The sequence below is a fragment of the Streptomyces sp. NPDC059248 genome, from assembly GCF_042753905.1.
Lineage (GTDB): Bacteria > Actinomycetota > Actinomycetes > Streptomycetales > Streptomycetaceae > Streptomyces.
In genome coordinates, this window is record NZ_JBHYZV010000001.1 from 156,517 (window position 1) to 172,674 (window position 16,158).

The 16,158-nt window shown below is 71.8% G+C and carries 15 protein-coding genes; 12 read left to right on the plus strand and 3 right to left on the minus strand.

All coding sequences use genetic code 11. The annotated features are described in order from the left end of the window. Positions 1-30 precede the first annotated feature (30 nt). The 3 genes from ACFXG1_RS00760 (at position 31) to ACFXG1_RS00770 (ending at position 3,774) form a co-directional block, all read left to right on the plus strand. Positions 31-2,562 (plus strand): dolichyl-phosphate beta-glucosyltransferase, encoded by a 2,532-nt coding sequence (locus ACFXG1_RS00760; RefSeq protein WP_384740030.1) that lies wholly within the window; start codon positions 31-33, stop codon positions 2,560-2,562. Positions 2,563-2,680: 118 nt separating this feature from the next. Next, positions 2,681-3,331: a hypothetical protein gene (locus ACFXG1_RS00765; RefSeq protein WP_384709243.1), complete on the plus strand. Its 651-nt coding sequence runs from the start codon at positions 2,681-2,683 to the stop codon at positions 3,329-3,331. 89 nt (positions 3,332-3,420) lie between these two features. Continuing rightward, positions 3,421-3,774 carry a hypothetical protein gene (locus ACFXG1_RS00770; RefSeq protein ID WP_384709246.1) on the plus strand — a complete coding sequence of 118 codons (354 nt, stop codon included), beginning with the start codon at positions 3,421-3,423 and terminating at the stop codon, positions 3,772-3,774. Positions 3,775-3,822: 48 nt separating this feature from the next. On the opposite strand, the gene ACFXG1_RS00775 is transcribed toward ACFXG1_RS00770, so the two are convergent. Then, positions 3,823-4,584, minus strand: coding sequence for an SLATT domain-containing protein (locus ACFXG1_RS00775; RefSeq protein WP_384709249.1), 762 nt, complete (start codon positions 4,582-4,584; stop codon positions 3,823-3,825). 271 nt (positions 4,585-4,855) lie between these two features. Between ACFXG1_RS00775 and ACFXG1_RS00780 the strand changes: the two genes are divergently transcribed. The 8 genes from ACFXG1_RS00780 (at position 4,856) to ACFXG1_RS00815 (ending at position 12,349) form a co-directional block, all read left to right on the plus strand. Next, positions 4,856-5,191 carry a YbaB/EbfC family nucleoid-associated protein gene (locus ACFXG1_RS00780; protein ID WP_384709297.1) on the plus strand — a complete coding sequence of 112 codons (336 nt, stop codon included), beginning with the start codon at positions 4,856-4,858 and terminating at the stop codon, positions 5,189-5,191. A gap of 219 nt (positions 5,192-5,410) precedes the next feature. Then, positions 5,411-6,010, plus strand: a complete 600-nt coding sequence (gene recR / locus ACFXG1_RS00785; RefSeq protein ID WP_384709252.1) for a recombination mediator RecR — start codon at positions 5,411-5,413, stop codon at positions 6,008-6,010. After that, entirely contained in the window at positions 6,003-6,659 is a 657-nt protein-coding gene (locus tag ACFXG1_RS00790) for a DUF5063 domain-containing protein (protein WP_384709255.1), read from the plus strand. The genes recR and ACFXG1_RS00790 overlap by 8 nt, the downstream gene beginning before the upstream one ends. Positions 6,660-6,973: 314 nt before the next feature. Continuing rightward, positions 6,974-8,245: an aspartate kinase gene (locus ACFXG1_RS00795; RefSeq protein WP_384709258.1), complete on the plus strand. Its 1,272-nt coding sequence runs from the start codon at positions 6,974-6,976 to the stop codon at positions 8,243-8,245. After that, complete coding sequence (locus ACFXG1_RS00800; RefSeq protein ID WP_384709261.1) at positions 8,242-9,384, plus strand: aspartate-semialdehyde dehydrogenase; 1,143 nt, start codon at positions 8,242-8,244, stop codon at positions 9,382-9,384. Before ACFXG1_RS00795 ends, ACFXG1_RS00800 begins: the two co-directional genes overlap by 4 nt. A 385-nt stretch (positions 9,385-9,769) precedes the next feature. Further along, on the plus strand, positions 9,770-10,528 hold the full coding sequence (locus tag ACFXG1_RS00805; protein WP_384709264.1) for a SigE family RNA polymerase sigma factor: 759 nt from the start codon (positions 9,770-9,772) through the stop codon (positions 10,526-10,528). An 80-nt stretch (positions 10,529-10,608) separates the two neighbouring features. Next, entirely contained in the window at positions 10,609-11,796 is a 1,188-nt protein-coding gene (locus ACFXG1_RS00810; RefSeq protein WP_384739996.1) for a hypothetical protein, read from the plus strand. Positions 11,797-11,995: 199 nt separating this feature from the next. Beyond that, positions 11,996-12,349, plus strand: a complete 354-nt coding sequence (locus ACFXG1_RS00815; protein ID WP_384709270.1) for a hypothetical protein — start codon at positions 11,996-11,998, stop codon at positions 12,347-12,349. A 41-nt stretch (positions 12,350-12,390) separates the two neighbouring features. On the opposite strand, the gene ACFXG1_RS00820 is transcribed toward ACFXG1_RS00815, so the two are convergent. Beyond that, complete coding sequence (locus ACFXG1_RS00820) at positions 12,391-13,245, minus strand: SURF1 family protein (protein ID WP_384709273.1); 855 nt, start codon at positions 13,243-13,245, stop codon at positions 12,391-12,393. A gap of 27 nt (positions 13,246-13,272) precedes the next feature. Continuing rightward, positions 13,273-15,237: a prolyl oligopeptidase family serine peptidase gene (locus ACFXG1_RS00825; RefSeq protein ID WP_384709276.1), complete on the minus strand. Its 1,965-nt coding sequence runs from the start codon at positions 15,235-15,237 to the stop codon at positions 13,273-13,275. Between the two features lie 70 nt (positions 15,238-15,307). Between ACFXG1_RS00825 and ACFXG1_RS00830 the strand changes: the two genes are divergently transcribed. Then, complete coding sequence (locus ACFXG1_RS00830) at positions 15,308-16,147, plus strand: class I SAM-dependent methyltransferase (RefSeq protein ID WP_384709279.1); 840 nt, start codon at positions 15,308-15,310, stop codon at positions 16,145-16,147. Positions 16,148-16,158: the final 11 nt, after the last annotated feature.

The window sequence follows — 16,158 nt, forward strand, 5'->3', positions numbered from 1 at the left end:
TCCCGTGCCGGAGGCGATCCCGTCGCCGCGGTGCCCCCCGCGCCCCGCGCCGGAGGCGACCCCGTCGATCTGAGCGTCGTCGTGCCCGCCTACAACGAGTCCTCCCGGCTGCTCCCCACCCTCCGCGCCATCCGCGACCACCTCGACATCGACCCGGGTCGCTGGGGCACGTGGGAGCTGATCGTCGTCGACGACGGCTCCACCGACGACACCGCGGACATCGCCCGCGAGGCCGCCGCCGACGACCCCCGGATCCATCTCGTGTCCGCGCCGTACAACCGGGGCAAGGGGCACGCCCTGCGGCTGGGCGTACTCGCCTCGTACGGGCGGCGGGTCCTCGTCACCGACGCCGACCTCGCCACCCCCATCGAGGAACTCGACCAGCTCGACCAGCTGCTCGTCACCGACGGCGGCACCGACAGCGGCACCGACGGAACCGCGGCCGGAACCGCCGTCGGTGCCGTTATCGGGTCGCGCGCGCTGCCCGACTCGCGGATCGACGTCCACCAGTGGCGCGGCCGGGAGTGGCTCGGCCGCGCGGGCAACCTGCTGATACGGCTCGTCGCCGTACCCGGGCTGCGCGATACGCAGTGCGGCTTCAAGCTCTTCGACGGCGAGCGGGCCCGTACCGCCTTCGCCGCGTCCCGGCTCGACGGCTGGGCCATCGACGTCGAGATCCTCCGGTACTTCCGCCGCTCCGGCTGGCCCGTACTGGAGGCGCCCGTCCGCTGGTCGCACCGGACCGGGTCCAAGGTCAGACCGCTCGACTACGGTCGCGTCCTGGGCGAACTCGTCCGGCTGCGGACCTCCGCGGTCTCCCGCGCCGACCTCGCCGTCGTGGCGCTGTTCTGCCTCGCGTCCTTCTTCCTCTACCAGGACCTGTGGTTCGACCTCGACCGCGGCTACCTCGCCGACGCGGGCCAGGACCAGAACCAGTGGGAGTGGTTCTTCGCGGTCACCGCCGACAACGTCACCAACTTCCGGAACCCCCTCTTCACCACCGCCCAGAACGCCCCGGACGGGGTCAATCTGATGGCGAACACGGTGATGCTGGGACTCTCCGTACCGCTGACACCCGTCACCCTCCTGCTGGGCCCCGCCGTCACCTGGGCCCTCGTCCTCACCTTCGGCCTCGCCGCCACCGCCGCCGCCTGGTACTGGCTGATCGTCCGGCGCGTCACACCCGGCCGCCGGGGACCCGCCGTCATCGGCGCGGCCGTCGCCGCCTTCGCGCCGCCGATGATCTCCCACGGCAACGCCCACCCCAACTTCCTCGTCCTCTTCGTGCTCCCGCTGATCGTCGACCGCGCGCTCCGGCTCTGCGCGGGCCGCGACGTGGTCCGCGACGGGGTGGTGCTCGGCCTGCTGGCCACGTACCAGATCTTCATCGGCGAGGAGCCGCTGCTGCTCGCCGCGATGGGCATGCTCCTCTTCGCGCTCTGCTACGCGCTGCTCGACCGCGACGCGGCCCGCCGCTCCTGGCGGCCCCTGCTGCGCGGTACCGGGGTCGGGCTCGCGGTCTGTCTGCCGCTGGTCGCCGGGCCGCTGGCCTGGCAGTTCTTCGGCCCGCAGAGCTATTCGGGGGTCCTGCACAGCCCGGAGACGTTCAACAGCCCCCGCGCCTTCCTCGAATTCGCCGGCCGGTCCCTGGCCGGAACGGACGAACGCGCCGATCCGCTGGCGATGAACCGCACCGAGCAGAACGCCTTCTACGGCTGGCCGCTGCTCGCCCTCGCGGGCGCGATCGCGGTCCGCCTCTGGCACCGCACCCTCGTCGCCGCGCTCGCGCTGACCGCCGGGGCCGCCGCGCTGCTCTCCCTCGGCGCGGAGATCCCGATCCCGTTCACCGACCACACCGTGCCGGGGCCGTGGACGCCGCTGGGCAAGGCGCCGCTGCTGGAGGCGGTGATCGAGTCCCGTATCGCGATGATCTGCGCACCGGTCCTCGGCATGCTCCTCGCCACGGCGACCGTGACGGTCATGGACGGAACGGCGCGCACGGGCCGGTTCCGGACCCCCGCGGTACGCGTCCTGGGCGCCGCCGCGCTCGCCGCCGCCCTGCTCCCGATCCTGCCCACGCCCTATCCCGTACGGGAACGGGACCCGGTCCCCGACTTCGTCACCGAGGGGACGTACCGGCGCTATCTGGGCCCGGGGGAGTCCCTGGTGACCGTCCCGCTGCCGAACCCGGGCAACGCCGACGCCCTGCACTGGCAGTCGTCGACCGGCTCCTGGTTCCCGCTCGCCGGCGGCTACTTCATGGGCCCCTGGGGCCCGGACGACCTCGGCATCTACGGCGCCGTACCCCGTCATACGTCTCAGTTGCTCGACCGGGTCCGCGACACCGGCCGGGTGCCCGACATCGGGCCGCTCCAGCAAGAACAGGCGCGGGCCGATCTCGCGGCCTGGGACGCGGGCGTGGTCGTCCTGCCGCCGGGGTACAACGAGGAAGCGCTCCAGACGACGCTGGAGGCGCTGCTGGAACGGCCCGGCGTCTGGGTCGACGGGGTGCTCGTCTGGGACGTGGGGGACGGCGCGGAGGATCCGAGCCGGTCCCGGTGACCCTCTTCGCGGCGGGCCCGACGGCACCTAGGCTGGTGCGCGCGCTACACGGCACCGTGCCGTGTGGTGCGGCACTGTCTGTCCGAGTGTCTTCCTTCCGTGGAGAGCGAGCCCTTCCTTGGCCTGTGACCTGTGGCTGGTCCCCCTCGTCGACGTCCTCTGTCACAGCCCCGACAACCCCTTCGCCGAAGAGCTGGCCGTCTACGACCAGGCGCTGACGGCCGCCGGACTCCCCGCCGTCCCCGTCTTCGCCTATATGCCGGGGCTCTCCGGAGACGTCGCCCCGGTCGCCGGATTCGACTACGACGCCCTGCACTTCCTGCGGCGGGCCTATCTCCTCCAGCTCTGCGGACTCGCGGTGACCCCGGTCGACGAACTCGGCGGGGACTACGAGCAGCTGCTGGAGATGTTCGAGCCGACGGCCCGGCAGTCCCATCTGGTCTGGCACTACGACCACGCGGGCGCCTACGTCCCCGTCGACTTCCGGGCCCCGCTGTCCACCGACGAACTCCTCGCGGGCGGCGGCCCGCTGGGGTCGACCCAGGGACTGCTGCGGGAACTGGAGTACGTCGCCCCCGTGATCGGGATCGACCCGGCGAACCCGCCTGTCGCGCCCCGGCCCCCGGAACGGGGCACGGCCCTGGAGGAACCCGCGGGCCCGGTGCCGTACGACGGCGGTCCCTTCGCCCGCGAACGCCATGTCTGGCTCGGCCTCCACGCGGCGGCCACCCGGAGCCTCGGCCAGGGGTCGATGATCGTCTTCAGCTGACCGCAGGGCGTGGTGATCACGCCCGTGACCTGGCCTCTTGTCCCTAAATATGTTGTACGGGCGCGGCGCGGCTCCGTACGCTGCGCCGCGTGACGAACGACCGATCAGCGCAGCCGACGGGACCCGCGGCACCCGCGACACCTGCGGGACCCGCGGTACTCGCGGCACCCGCGACACCCGAAGAGGACCGCACCGAGACCGCCTGCCGGATCTGCGGGTACGACGACGGGGACGAGGTCTTCGACTCGGGCGGTATGCCCAACTACGTCATCTGCCCGTGCTGCTACAACGAGTCCGGGATCGGCGACGACAACCTCGGGCAGATACGGGAGCTGCGCGGGTACTGGGTCGGGCGCGGGATGGGATGGAAGATGCCGGAGTTCCGGCCCGAGGGCTGGGACGTGTTCCGGCAGATCGCGAACATCCCCGAACGCTGGCGCTGACCGGCGCCGCGGGCTCCGGAGAACCCCGGGCCCGGGGGCGGCGGACGATCAGCGCGGCGGCTCCGGCGGGCGCTGGCGGGGCATATTGGGGCGGGTGCCCGGGGGGAGCGTCGTCCGGCCGGCCGGGGCGCCCGGGTCGAGACCGCGCGCCGGGAGCCCGCCGGGCAGCGGCAGCGCGCCCGCCTGGAGCACCAGGGCGTCCAGACCGCCGTGGAAGGAGCGCATCCAGTCCGCCGTCTCGGCCCTGACCAGCTCCTGGACGTCCTCCGAGAACCGGCGCAGCACGGCGAGGCAGCGTTCGGCCGCCTCACCCGCCGTGCCCTCGGTCGGGCCCAGGACCTCCCGTACGCTCTCCGACGCCCAATCGAATTGCAACGTCTGCAATCGCCGTTGCACGGCCTGCGCGGTGGCCATATTGCGCATCCAGCCGGCGGTGACCCCGAAGTAGCGGTCGCAGGCGTAGCAGGCCGCGCCCAGCAGCAGGGCGAGATAGCCCCAGCCCGCCGCACCGCCCACCAGGCCGGTCAGGTCGAGCAGGGGGAGCGCGGCCCCGGCGATCGTGCCCAGGGCCGTACCGAGGCGCAGCAGGCGTCCCGTACGGCGCTTCCAGACCCGGTCCGCCAGATACCAGTCCACCGTGCGCAGGGCGGCCGTCTCCACCCAGCGGTACAGCTCGTCGAGGCGTTCGGCGGGCTCGCCCCAGTCGCCCAGCGGGAACGGCCTTCCGGTCAGATCACCGCGCGGCGGCTCGCGCCGCTCGCCCCGCTCGTCCCGGGCCGGGCCCCCGGGCTGCATCTCCGGCTGGCTCACCGGGACACTCCTCTACGACGTTGTACGACGTTGTGCGACGTCTTCCTGGCGTGCTGGTACGGAACAACAGGCCCTTCCTACCGCCGAATGGGGGGCCGTGTGGCCGAAATCCCGGTATTTCCGTCCACGGGACGTCCTTGATCCGGTAGTGGCCCCGCAGCTTAGCCCCTCGGGAGCGGGGGCCGCCGCTCGGTGCGGCGGTCCGTTCCACGACCACGTAGGCTCGACGCGTACCGCGAGACCGTGGTGTCCCGAGATACCTGGAGTGACCGTGTTCCCCGGTGGTGGCCAGCCCGATATGCAGCAGCTGCTTCAGCAGGCCCAGAAGATGCAGCAGGACCTCGCACGGGCGCAGGAGGAGCTGGCGCGGACCGAGGTCGACGGCCAGGCGGGCGGCGGTCTGGTGAAGGCGACCGTCAACGGCTCGGGCGAGCTGCGGGCCCTGGTGATCGACCCCAAGGCGGTCGACCCCGAGGACACCGAGACCCTGGCCGATCTCGTCGTCGCCGCCGTCCAGGCCGCGAACGAGAACGCCCAGCAGCTCGCGCAGCAGAAGCTCGGCCCGCTGGCCCAGGGCCTCGGCGGGATGCCGGGACTGCCCTTCTGAGGAGCCTTCCGGGCCCCGGCCCGTGGGAACGTACCGATCCGTACCATTACCTGCCGATCCGTACAAATCCGTACCAATTCATACTCGTCCGCACCGCTCCGGTGAACGCGGGACAGGTGCGGGGGCGGCCCTTCTGAACGGGGCGGTTCAGCCACTACGGTGAGGGCGGGGCGGCGGCAGGGCGGTAAGACAGAGGTCCGAGCGGGGAAAGGCAGTCCGTTGTACGAAGGCGTGGTCCAGGATCTGATCGACGAGCTGGGCAGGCTGCCCGGCGTCGGTCCCAAGAGCGCGCAGCGGATCGCCTTCCACATCCTCCAGGCCGAGCCGACGGACGTCCGCAGGCTCGCCCACGCCCTGCTGGAAGTGAAGGAGAAGGTCCGCTTCTGCGCGGTCTGCGGCAACGTCGCCCAGCAGGAGCTGTGCAACATCTGCCGCGACCCGCGCCGCGACCTCGCCGTGATCTGTGTGGTGGAGGAGTCGAAGGACGTCGTGGCGATCGAGCGGACCCGCGAGTTCCGGGGCCGCTACCACGTCCTCGGCGGGGCGATCAGCCCCATCGAGGGCGTCGGCCCCGACGACCTGCGGATCCGGGAGCTGCTGGCCCGGTTGGCGGACGGCGCGGTCACCGAACTGATCCTGGCCACGGACCCCAATCTGGAGGGCGAGGCCACGGCCACCTACCTGGCCCGGATGATCAAACCGATGGGTTTGAAGGTCACCCGGCTGGCCAGTGGTCTCCCTGTGGGGGGAGACTTGGAATACGCCGACGAGGTCACGTTGGGACGTGCCTTCGAGGGGAGACGACTTCTCGATGTCTGACGCCATGCTGCACGCCGTGAATCAGGATCCGGCCGACTTCGCGGTCCAGATCGCGGACTCGATCGAGTCCTTCATCGTCGCCGTGACCGAGGTCGCGAAGGGTGACGAGCCGGACAGCGCTGTGCCGTTTCTGCTGTTGGAGGTCTCCCAGCTGCTGCTGACCGGCGGCCGGCTGGGTGCCCACGAGGACATCCTCCCGGACGAGCGGTACGAGCCGGACACCGGTCCCGAACCGGACGTGGACGATCTGCGGGAACGCTTCGCCAGGCTGCTGGAGCCGGTGGACGTGTTCTCCGAGGTCTTTGACCCGTACGAGCCGCGTAAGGCCCCGGTCGCGTTCCGTGTATCGGACAATGTCGCGGACATCGTCACCGATCTGCGGCACGGGCTCGCCCACTACCGGGCCGGGCGTACCACCGAGGCGCTGTGGTGGTGGCAGTTCTCCTACTTCTCCAACTGGGGGCCGACCGCTTCGGCGACCCTGCGGGCGCTCCAGTCGCTGGTGGCGCATGTCCGGCTGGACCAGCCGCTGGCGGAGCTGGACGGACTCGACACCGACGAGGACCTGGCCGAGGACGCGCTCGCCGAGGAGGCGGGCCGGGTGATGGCGGCGGAGATCGCGGCGCCGCTGGGGCTGCGGAGCCCCTGAGCCCGCTGAGTCCCCTGAGCCTCCTGAGCTCGCTGAGTCCCCTGAGCCGGCGGCGCTTTCGGAGGCCCCGAGCGGTCGCGGAGGCCCGGTGCTCTCGATCCGCCCGGGGCCCGTGGGAATCCTGTGACCCGGCCCACATGGTGCGTACGCCCGTCGACTCCGGGGCAGTAGGTCAGCCGGGAGGCATCGTTCACCGGGCGAGCCGGGCATCTCACCATGTGATGTGCCCGAGGTCGGCCCGGGGCCGCTCGTTAGACTGAGCCGACCGCAGCACCACCGGACTGCGGCGGAAAGAACCGATCGAGGAGCGCCACGTGGGCCTTGTCGTGCAGAAGTACGGAGGCTCCTCCGTTGCCGATGCCGAAGGCATCAAGCGCGTCGCCAAGCGGATCGTCGATGCCAAGAAGAACGGCCATCAGGTGGTCGTCGTGGTGTCCGCGATGGGCGACACAACGGACGAGCTGATCGACCTCGCGGAGCAGGTTTCCCCGATTCCTGCCGGCCGTGAGTTCGACATGCTCCTGACCGCCGGGGAGCGGATCTCCATGGCCCTGCTGGCCATGGCGATCAAAAACCTGGGCCACAAGGCCCAGTCCTTCACGGGCAGCCAGGCGGGCGTCATCACCGACTCGGTCCACAACAGGGCGCGCATCATCGATGTGACGCCGGGCCGGATCCGTACCGCCCTCGACGAAGGCAATATCGCCATCGTCGCCGGCTTCCAGGGCGTGTCCCAGGACAAGAAGGACATCACCACCCTCGGCCGCGGCGGCTCCGACACCACCGCCGTCGCCCTGGCCGCGGCGCTGGACGCCGAGGTCTGCGAGATCTACACGGATGTGGACGGCGTCTTCACCGCCGACCCCCGGGTGGTCCCCAAGGCCCGGAAGATCGACTGGATCTCCTTCGAGGACATGCTGGAGCTGGCGTCCTCCGGCTCCAAGGTGCTGCTCCACCGCTGTGTCGAGTACGCCCGCCGCTACAACATTCCGATCCATGTCCGCTCGTCCTTCTCCGGACTGCGCGGTACCTGGGTGAGCAACGAACCGCAGGGAGACCAGCAGATGGAGCACGCCATCATCTCCGGAGTCGCCCATGACGTCTCCGAAGCCAAGGTCACGGTCGTCGGGGTGCCCGACAAGCCAGGTGAGGCGGCGGCCATCTTCCGCGCGATCGCGGATGCCGACATCAATCTGGACATGATCGTCCAGAATGTGTCCGCCGCCACCACCGCCCTGACCGACATCTCCTTCACGCTGCCCAAGACGGACGGCGCGCGGGCGATCGAGGAGCTGGAGAAGGCCAAGGGCGGGATCGGCTTCGAGTCGCTGCGGTACGACGACCAGATCGGCAAGATCTCCCTCGTCGGCGCGGGCATGAAGACCAACCCCGGGGTCACCGCCTCGTTCTTCGAGGCGCTGACGGACGCGGGGGTGAACATCGAGCTGATCTCGACCTCCGAGATCCGGATCTCGGTGGTCACCCGGGCCGACGACGTCAACGAGGCGGTGCGCGCCGTGCACACCCGCTTCGGCCTGGACAGCGACTCCGACGAGGCCGTGGTCTACGGAGGCACCGGGCGATGACCCGCAAGCCGGCGCTCGCGGTCGTCGGGGCGACCGGAGCCGTCGGCGCGGTGGCGCTGGAGATCCTCTCGCGCAACGAAGACGTGTGGGGCGCCGTACGCCTCGTCGCCTCCCCGCGCTCGGCCGGCCGCAAGCTGGCCGTACGCGGGGAGGAGTGCGAGGTCGTCCCCCTCACCGAGGAGGCGCTGACCGGCATCGACGTGGCGCTCTTCCTGGTGCCCGCGCCGGTCTCCGCGCAGTGGGCGCCGATCGCGGCGGCCAAGGGCGCGGTCGTCGTGGACGCGTCGGCCGCCTTCCGGCTCGACCCGGACGTCCCGCTGGTCGTCCCCGAGATCAACCCCCATGCCGTACGGGTCAGACCCCGCGGCATCGTCGCTGGGCCCCACGACACGACCCTCGCCGCGCTCCCCGCGGTCGGCGCGCTGCACGCCGAGTTCGGGCTCCGGGAGCTGGTGATCTCCTCGTACCAGGCCGTCAGCGGCGCGGGCCGGGACGCCGTCGCGACCCTGCGCGCCCAGTTGGCGCTGGTTGCCGGGACCGACCTCGGGGAGACCCCCGGGGACGTCCGGCGGGCCGTCGAGGACACGACAGGACGCGGCCCGGGCCCCGGGTCCGGGGGCGCGGCGGTGGCGGTGTCCGGTTTCGGGCCCTTCCCGGCGCCCGTCGCCCTCAATGTCGTCCCCTGGACCGGCGAACCCGCCGAGGACGGCTGGTCGTCGGAGGAGCTGGGGCTGCGGGCCGAGATCCGCAAAGTGCTCGACCTGCCGGGGCTGCGGGTCTCCGCGACCTGCGTCCGGGTCCCCGTACTGACCGGGCACTCCCTCGCCGTCCACGCGCGCTTCGAGTCCGAGGTGACCGTGGCGCGGGCGCACGAGATCCTCGCGACATCGCCCGGAGTGGTCCTCTTCGACAACCCGGCGGCCGGGGAGTTCCCCACACCCGCCGATGTGGTGGGGACCGATCCGGTCTGGGTGGGCCGGGTGCGGCGCTCGCCCGACGACCCGTGCGCGCTGGAGCTGTTCGTCTGCGGGGACAACCTCCGCAAGGGCGCGGCGCTGAACACCGCTCAGATCGCCGAGTCCATCGCCCAGTCACTGACGGAGACATGGGCCGGGCCGGCGGAGCCCGAGCGGTTCTGAACCGTACGGTTCCGAACTGTACGGTTCCGAACCGTACGTCCCATGATCGATTTCCCGCTCTTTTCCGGCCGTTCGGCCTGTCTAAATGACACCTACACTTTGTAGGATCTGTGAACGCCCCGTGAGCACGTCGAACGGCCGGTACGGCGGAGGCCGCCGCCCGTCGTCACGGCTCGGATCCGGGCGTGAGGACGAACGGCCGTCATACCGCCCCCGGAGGGTGCAACCGCGGGCCGTGCCGCAAGCGTCTCTGCGGGCATCGCCGGTCGAGGCCGCGACAAAGGGGCATGGGGGAAGAGCGAGTACGCATGGCTGCAAACAATCGACGGTCAAAAGCGGTGGCGTGCACGTACAACCCTGACGGGGGGAAGCGTGTCCAACAGGCGTGGCAGAGGTACTCGATTTCACCGGGGTGTCGGCCCCCCGCGTCCCCGTCCGCCCCTTCCGCAGGCCACGGCGCCTGCCGGGGGGTATGCCGGTGATCGCGCCCGTGCCGTCCACCCCCTCGACGCCCCCCGGCTCCCGGGCCGCCGTTCCGGCGCTCGCCCCCGGCATCCCTCCGCAGCGTGACGGCGCCCAGAAGCCGGCCACGACCGCGGAGCGGCCGGCCGGGACGGCGACCATGACGGCGACGGTGCCCGCGGTGGCACTCGGGACGACCGTCGACCACCTCACCGAGACCTACCGCGCCCACTACCGCTCCCTGCTGGGACTCGCCGCGCTGCTCCTCGACGACACCGCCTCCTGCGAGGACGTCGTCCAGGAGGCGTTCATCCGGGTCCACTCCGCGCGCAAACGGGTCAGGGACCCCGAGAAGACCCTCGCCTATCTGCGGCAGACCGTCGTCAATCTGTCCCGCTCGGCGCTGCGCCGCCGCATCCTCGGACTCAAGCTGCTCTCCAAGCCGATGCCGGACATGGCGAGCGCGGAGGAGGGGGCGTACGAGCAGCTCGAACGGGACGACCTGATCAAGGCCATGCGGGGGCTCCAGCGCCGCCAGCGCGAGGTGCTCGTCCTGCGCTACTTCGCGGACATGACCGAGGTCCAGGTCGCCCAGACGCTGGGCATATCCCTCGGCTCGGTGAAGGCGTACGGCTCCCGGGGCATCGCTGCGCTGCGCGTGGCCATGGAGGCCACGAAATGAGCGGCGCGCACGACGACGGCACAGCATCTGAACGGTACGGGCCGGACGGACCCCCCGACGACCGGACTGGAAACGGAATTGTGAACAACGGGCCGGAACACGAACACGACGAGGGCGCGCCGGACTCCTCCGACGCCCCGGAATCCTCGGACGCGTCACAGCGGCTCGATCCACCGGATGCACCCGATACGCCGGACTCCCCGGATCCGGACACGGCCCCCGCCCACGCCTCCGGCCCCGGCCCCGTCCCCGGATCCGAACCGGAGCTCGCTCTCGACCTCGACCTCGGACGGCTCTTCCACGACGCGGTCGACGACCTCCGGCCCGCCGACAACGCCCTGCACCGGCTGCGGACCGCCGTCCCGGCGCGGCGCGCCAGAAAGCGCCAGATGCTGATCGGCGCGGTCGCCGCGGTGGTCCTGACGGGAACCGCCGTACCGGCCCTGGTCCATGTGGCGGACACGAGCGGCAGCGACAGGACCAACACCGCGAACGCCAGCCACAACCAGCCCACCGGCGGCCAGGAGGGCGGGCAACCGGGCACCACGGGCGACCGCGAAGGCCCCGCCCGGCCCTCGGCGACGCCGAGCAAGGGCAAGGAGAACCTGCCCGACAAGCGCCCCGGTGACCCCTCGGGCAGCACCGGCGGCGAGACCGGCGTCAGGGGACCGAAGCAATCCGGTGGCGTCGACGGCGGAGTGATCGCCGCCGACCCTCCGGCCTGCGGGCAGGGCCAACTCCGCATCGACACGGAAGGCCTGGAATCGATGCACGGGGACGGAGTGATCTACGGCTCCTTCCGGGTCGTCAACTCCTCCGACACACCCTGCGAGGTTCGCGGTGAGGGCGAACTGCTCGTCGGCGCGAGCGGCGACGCGGATATGTCCAAGATCCAGGTCGTCGAGCACATCGGCGGCGACGCGGCCTCCTCCGGTCTGCCCGACCCGTCGGCGGAGCTGGCATCGGTGGCGCTGAAGCCCGGCGACGCCTACCGGGTGCGATTCGGCTTCGTCCCGGGCGAGAACTGTCCCACCGGCAACCCGTCACCCGATCCCACCGCCACCGAGGGCGCCACCGGCGGCGGTGCCGAGAACCCGGGCGGCGCACCGCCCGCGGAGGGCGAGAACCAGCCGGGGCCGAACGAGCCGCCGACCGCACCCGTCGTCCTTGTGCACCACACCACCGAGAACGGTGTCGCTTCGGCCGATGCCCAGCTCGTCGGCTACTGCTCCGGCACGATCTACCGCACCGGCATCCTGGCCGACTGACCCCGGCCCCACACCCCGGCGGAATGACGCGGGGACGCGGGAGGGCCCGGGGCCGGTGCGGGAGCGGCCCCGGGCCCGGCTCGTCCACGACGGTGAGCGACCACTCCCACCCATGACGACCGGACCCCCCCCTTGACCCGGCCCGACCCGAACCCCCGGCCGTGCCGACATCGGAGAGGCGGTACGTCGCGTGGACGGTGTGACCCGAGCCCTGTGCGACTACCTCCGTACCCGCGCCGACCGCTGCGACAAGGTCGGTCTCACCCTCCGCGACGGCCGTGACTTCCTCGGCTGGATCGTCCTGGTCGACGAGGACGGAAACGGCTACGATCCCGGCGCCGGCGAAGATCCCGACGACATTCCGCCGCCCGGTGACACCGTCCCGCCCCGGGCCCTGATCTCCTGGGCCTACTCACCGCTTGCCGCCCAGGCCGTCGGCGACCCCGCCTGGTGTCCCGACGACGAGTGGATCCCCTTGACGGCCGTCGTCCCCGATACTCCGGCCCACTACGACCGCGACGCCACGCCCCGCTGGGTCCCCTTCTCGCCCTGATTCTCGCCCTGACCCGCCCACCGGGCGATACCCGGCCGGACTCAGACCGCGGTCTGCTCTGCCCCGGCCTCCGGCCGCTCCACGACACCCGCGCCCGTGCCTCCGGACCCGGCTCCGAGTCCCGCCCCGGGCCCTGCCACGGCGTCGCTCTCCGGCGGCAGCCCCAGTGCGGCGTCCTTCTGCAGCTCCACCTCCCGGCGGAAGAACCGGAACCACATGAAGAGGATGAACGCCACCCCGGCGTACCACTCGCCCGAGTACCCCAGGTTCTGGAACGCCTTCAGATCCAGCCCGGTGCCCTCCGGCAGCGTCGCCGGTACCGGCCGCAGCCCCGCGTCCGCCCGGGTGAGGTTGACATAGGCGTCGTACACCTCGTCCGGGACGACATTGACCAGCGTCGCCGCACTGATCATCGCCAACTGCCCCTCCGGCAGACCCCCCGCCGCGTGCACCCCGTCCTTGCCGACGGTCTCCGACGCCTGGAGGGCGCCCTCCACCGCGACCCGGCCCGTCGGCGCCGCGGGCGTGGCGGCGCCCTCCGGGAGCCAGCCCCGGACCACCGGAAGCACCCGGCCCCCGTCGGTCTTCAGCAGGGTGAGCACATACGACCCGGTCCGGTCGTCCAGCTCCCGCCCCGGGACGAGGAACTGCTCGCCGTACCGCCCGGCGGCCGTCGCCGTCCGGCCGGACGTCTCCTTGTCGACGGGCAGCAGCTCGTCCAGCGGCGTCGGCTTCAGCTCCTCCGCCGTGGGCGCCCGCTCCGCCTCCTTCTGGGCATCGGCGCGGGCCTCGAACCGGCCGAGCTGCCAGGTCCCCATGAAGATGCACAGCGGGATCGCCAGCACGGCGAAGAGATTGATGCCCCACCACCGGGGCGTCAGCAGGAACCTGTACACCCCTCCACGGTACGGAACGGTTCCCGGCTACTCCCCCGCGCCCCCCTCTCCGGCCGTGTCGGCGCCATCGGCCACGTCACCCCGGCCGAAGGCGTCGCCCGGGACCGGACCCGGCAGATGCGCCGCGGCGAAGGCGATCTCCATGGCCACCTGCTTGATCCGCTCCTCCACCACCAGCGACCCGTGGCCCGCCTCGTAGCGGTAGACCTCGTGGACCGCGCCCCGGGCGGCCAGCCGGTCCACATAGTTCTCCACCTGGCGGATGGGGCAGCGGGGGTCGTTCACCCCGGCCGAGATATAGACCGGGGCCCGGACCGCGTCCACATACGTCAGCGGCGACGACGCCTCGAACCGCTCCGGCACCTCCTCCGGCGTCCCGCCCAGCAGCGTGCGGTCCATCGCCTTCAGCGCCTCTATCTCGTCGTGGTACGCCGTCACATAGTCGGCGACGGGCACCGCGGCCAGGCCGAGCGCCCAGACGTCGGGCTGCGTGCCGAGCCCGAGAAGGGTGAGATAGCCGCCCCATGAACCGCCCGCCAGGATCAGCCGCTCCGGGTCCGCGAGACCGGACGCCACCGCCCACTCCCGGACCGCCGCGATGTCCTCCAGCTCGATCAGCCCCACCCGGTGCTTCAACGCGTCCGTCCACGCCCGGCCGTAACCCGTCGAACCCCGGTAGTTGACCCGGATCACCGCATAGCCCTGGTCGACCCAGGCGGCCGGACCCGCCGCGAAGGAGTCGCTGTCGTGCCACGTCGGACCGCCGTGGATCTCGAAGACCGTCGGCAGCGGGCCGCTCGCCCCGGCGGGCCGCTGCACCAGGGCGTGGACCAGCCCGCCGGGACCCTCCACCCAGGCGTCCTCCACGGGCACCGACTCCGGCGCCTTCGGCCCCGGCGGGTCCAGCACGACCCCGCCCGCCGTCGACCGCACCTGAGGCGGCAGCGCCGCCGACGACCACAGATACTCCACCTCGCCCCCGGGCCGCGCCGTCGCCCCCGAGACCGAGCCGGACGGGGTGTCTATCCGGGTCAGCTCACCGGCCGCCAGGTCGTACCGCCACACCTCGCCACGGGCCTTGAAACTGTGCGCGACCAGCAGCCCCGAGCCGTCGGGGAACCACTCCGCGTTCACATCGCCGGGCAGATCGATCGCCAGCGGGGTCTCCTCACCGGAGGCCACGTCCCAGATCATCGGCTCCCAGCGGCCCCGGCGCTGATGCCCCACGAGCAGCCGGGTGTCCCCGTCCACGGGGGCGAACCCGAGGACCTCGAGACCCAGCTCCTCCGTGCCGCCGCGGGTGTCGTCCAGCTCGGCGACCGTGCTCCCGTCCAGCCGGACGACCCGCAGCGCCGAGTGCATCGCGTCGCCGTGCTCGGTGTGCTCGATCGCGATCAGCGTCCCGTCGTGGGACAGATCGCCGACGCCCGCCGACTCCCGGTGCCGGTAGATCTCCAGCGGCCCCGCGGCGCCACCGTCCCCGGCCGCCCCGACGCCACCGGCCCGCCCGGTGCCCCCGGCCGCCCCGCCGGACGAGGCGACGTCATGCTCCGGCACCCGTACGACATGGATCGTCGTGCCCTGCTCGTCGGTGGACCGCCCGACCACCGCGACGCCGTTCGACCCGATCGCGAGGCCCGCGGGATAGGAGGGGCCGAGCCCCGCCGCCGCCGGCTCGTCGGGACCGCCGCCGAAGGGCTGCCGCAGCCATATCCCGAACTCGTCCCCGTCCTTGTCCGAGAACCACCAGATCCACTCGCCGTCCGGGGAGAGCACCCCGTCCGTCGTGCCGTTCGGCCGGTCGGTGACCTGCCGCTGCTCACCGGTGGCACGGTCCCAGGCGTACAGCTCATAGGTCCCCGTCGCGTTGGAGACGAAAAGCGAACGGTCGGGCTCGTCCCTGGCCCAGTCGGGAAGGGAGACACGAGGCGCCCGGAAGCGCTGCTCCCAGGCCGGGGCCTGCGGTCGATTCGGCTGTGTGGTCTCAGTCATGACCCCATTCTGCGCCGGACCGCCGACAAACCGTTCGCGCCGTCCTCAGCCTGTGGATAACCTCGGGAAGATGTCCGCATCCTCCGCATCCGCGATTCCCGACGACTGGCGCGACGCCAACCGATCCAACTGGGACGAGCGAGTTCCCATCCATGTGACCAGCGACTTCTACCAGGTCGAAGCCTTCCGCGCGGGTCGCGACCCGCTGCGCGACTTCGAGCTCGCGGAGGTCGGCGACGTCACGGGACGGAGCCTGCTCCACCTCCAGTGCCACTTCGGCCTCGACACCCTGGGCTGGGCCCGCCACGGCGCCGCACGGGTCGTCGGCCTCGACTTCTCCGAACCGGCCGTGACGACCGCCCGCGGCATCGCCGAGGAGATCGGCCTCGGCCCGGAGCGCGCCGCGTTCGTGGCCTCCGACGTGTACGACGCGCGGGACACCGTGCCCACGGGCCCGTACGACATCGTCTATACCGGCCTCGGCGCCCTCAACTGGCTCCCCGACATCGACCGCTGGGCCGAGATCGCGGCGTCCTTCGTGGCACCCGGCGGCTTCCTCTACCTCGCCGAGTTCCACCCGATCACCGACTCCCTCGACGACGAGACCGGATCCCGTATCGTCCACGACTACTTCGCGCGCGAGCCGTGGGTGGAGCACGTGGAGGGGACGTACGCCGACCCGTCCGCCGCGACCGTCCACAACCGCACGGTGGAATGGCAGCACCCGATCGGGAAGGTCGTCTCGGCGATCTGCGCGACCGGGCTGCGGCTGGAGTTCCTCCACGAGCACGACATATCGCTGTACGACCGGTTCGAGTCCCTGGAGACCCGGGACGGCTACCTCCGCTTCCCCGCCGGACAGCCGAGGGTGCCGCTGATGTACTCCCTCAAGGCGACCCGCCCGGTCTGAGCTTCCGATAC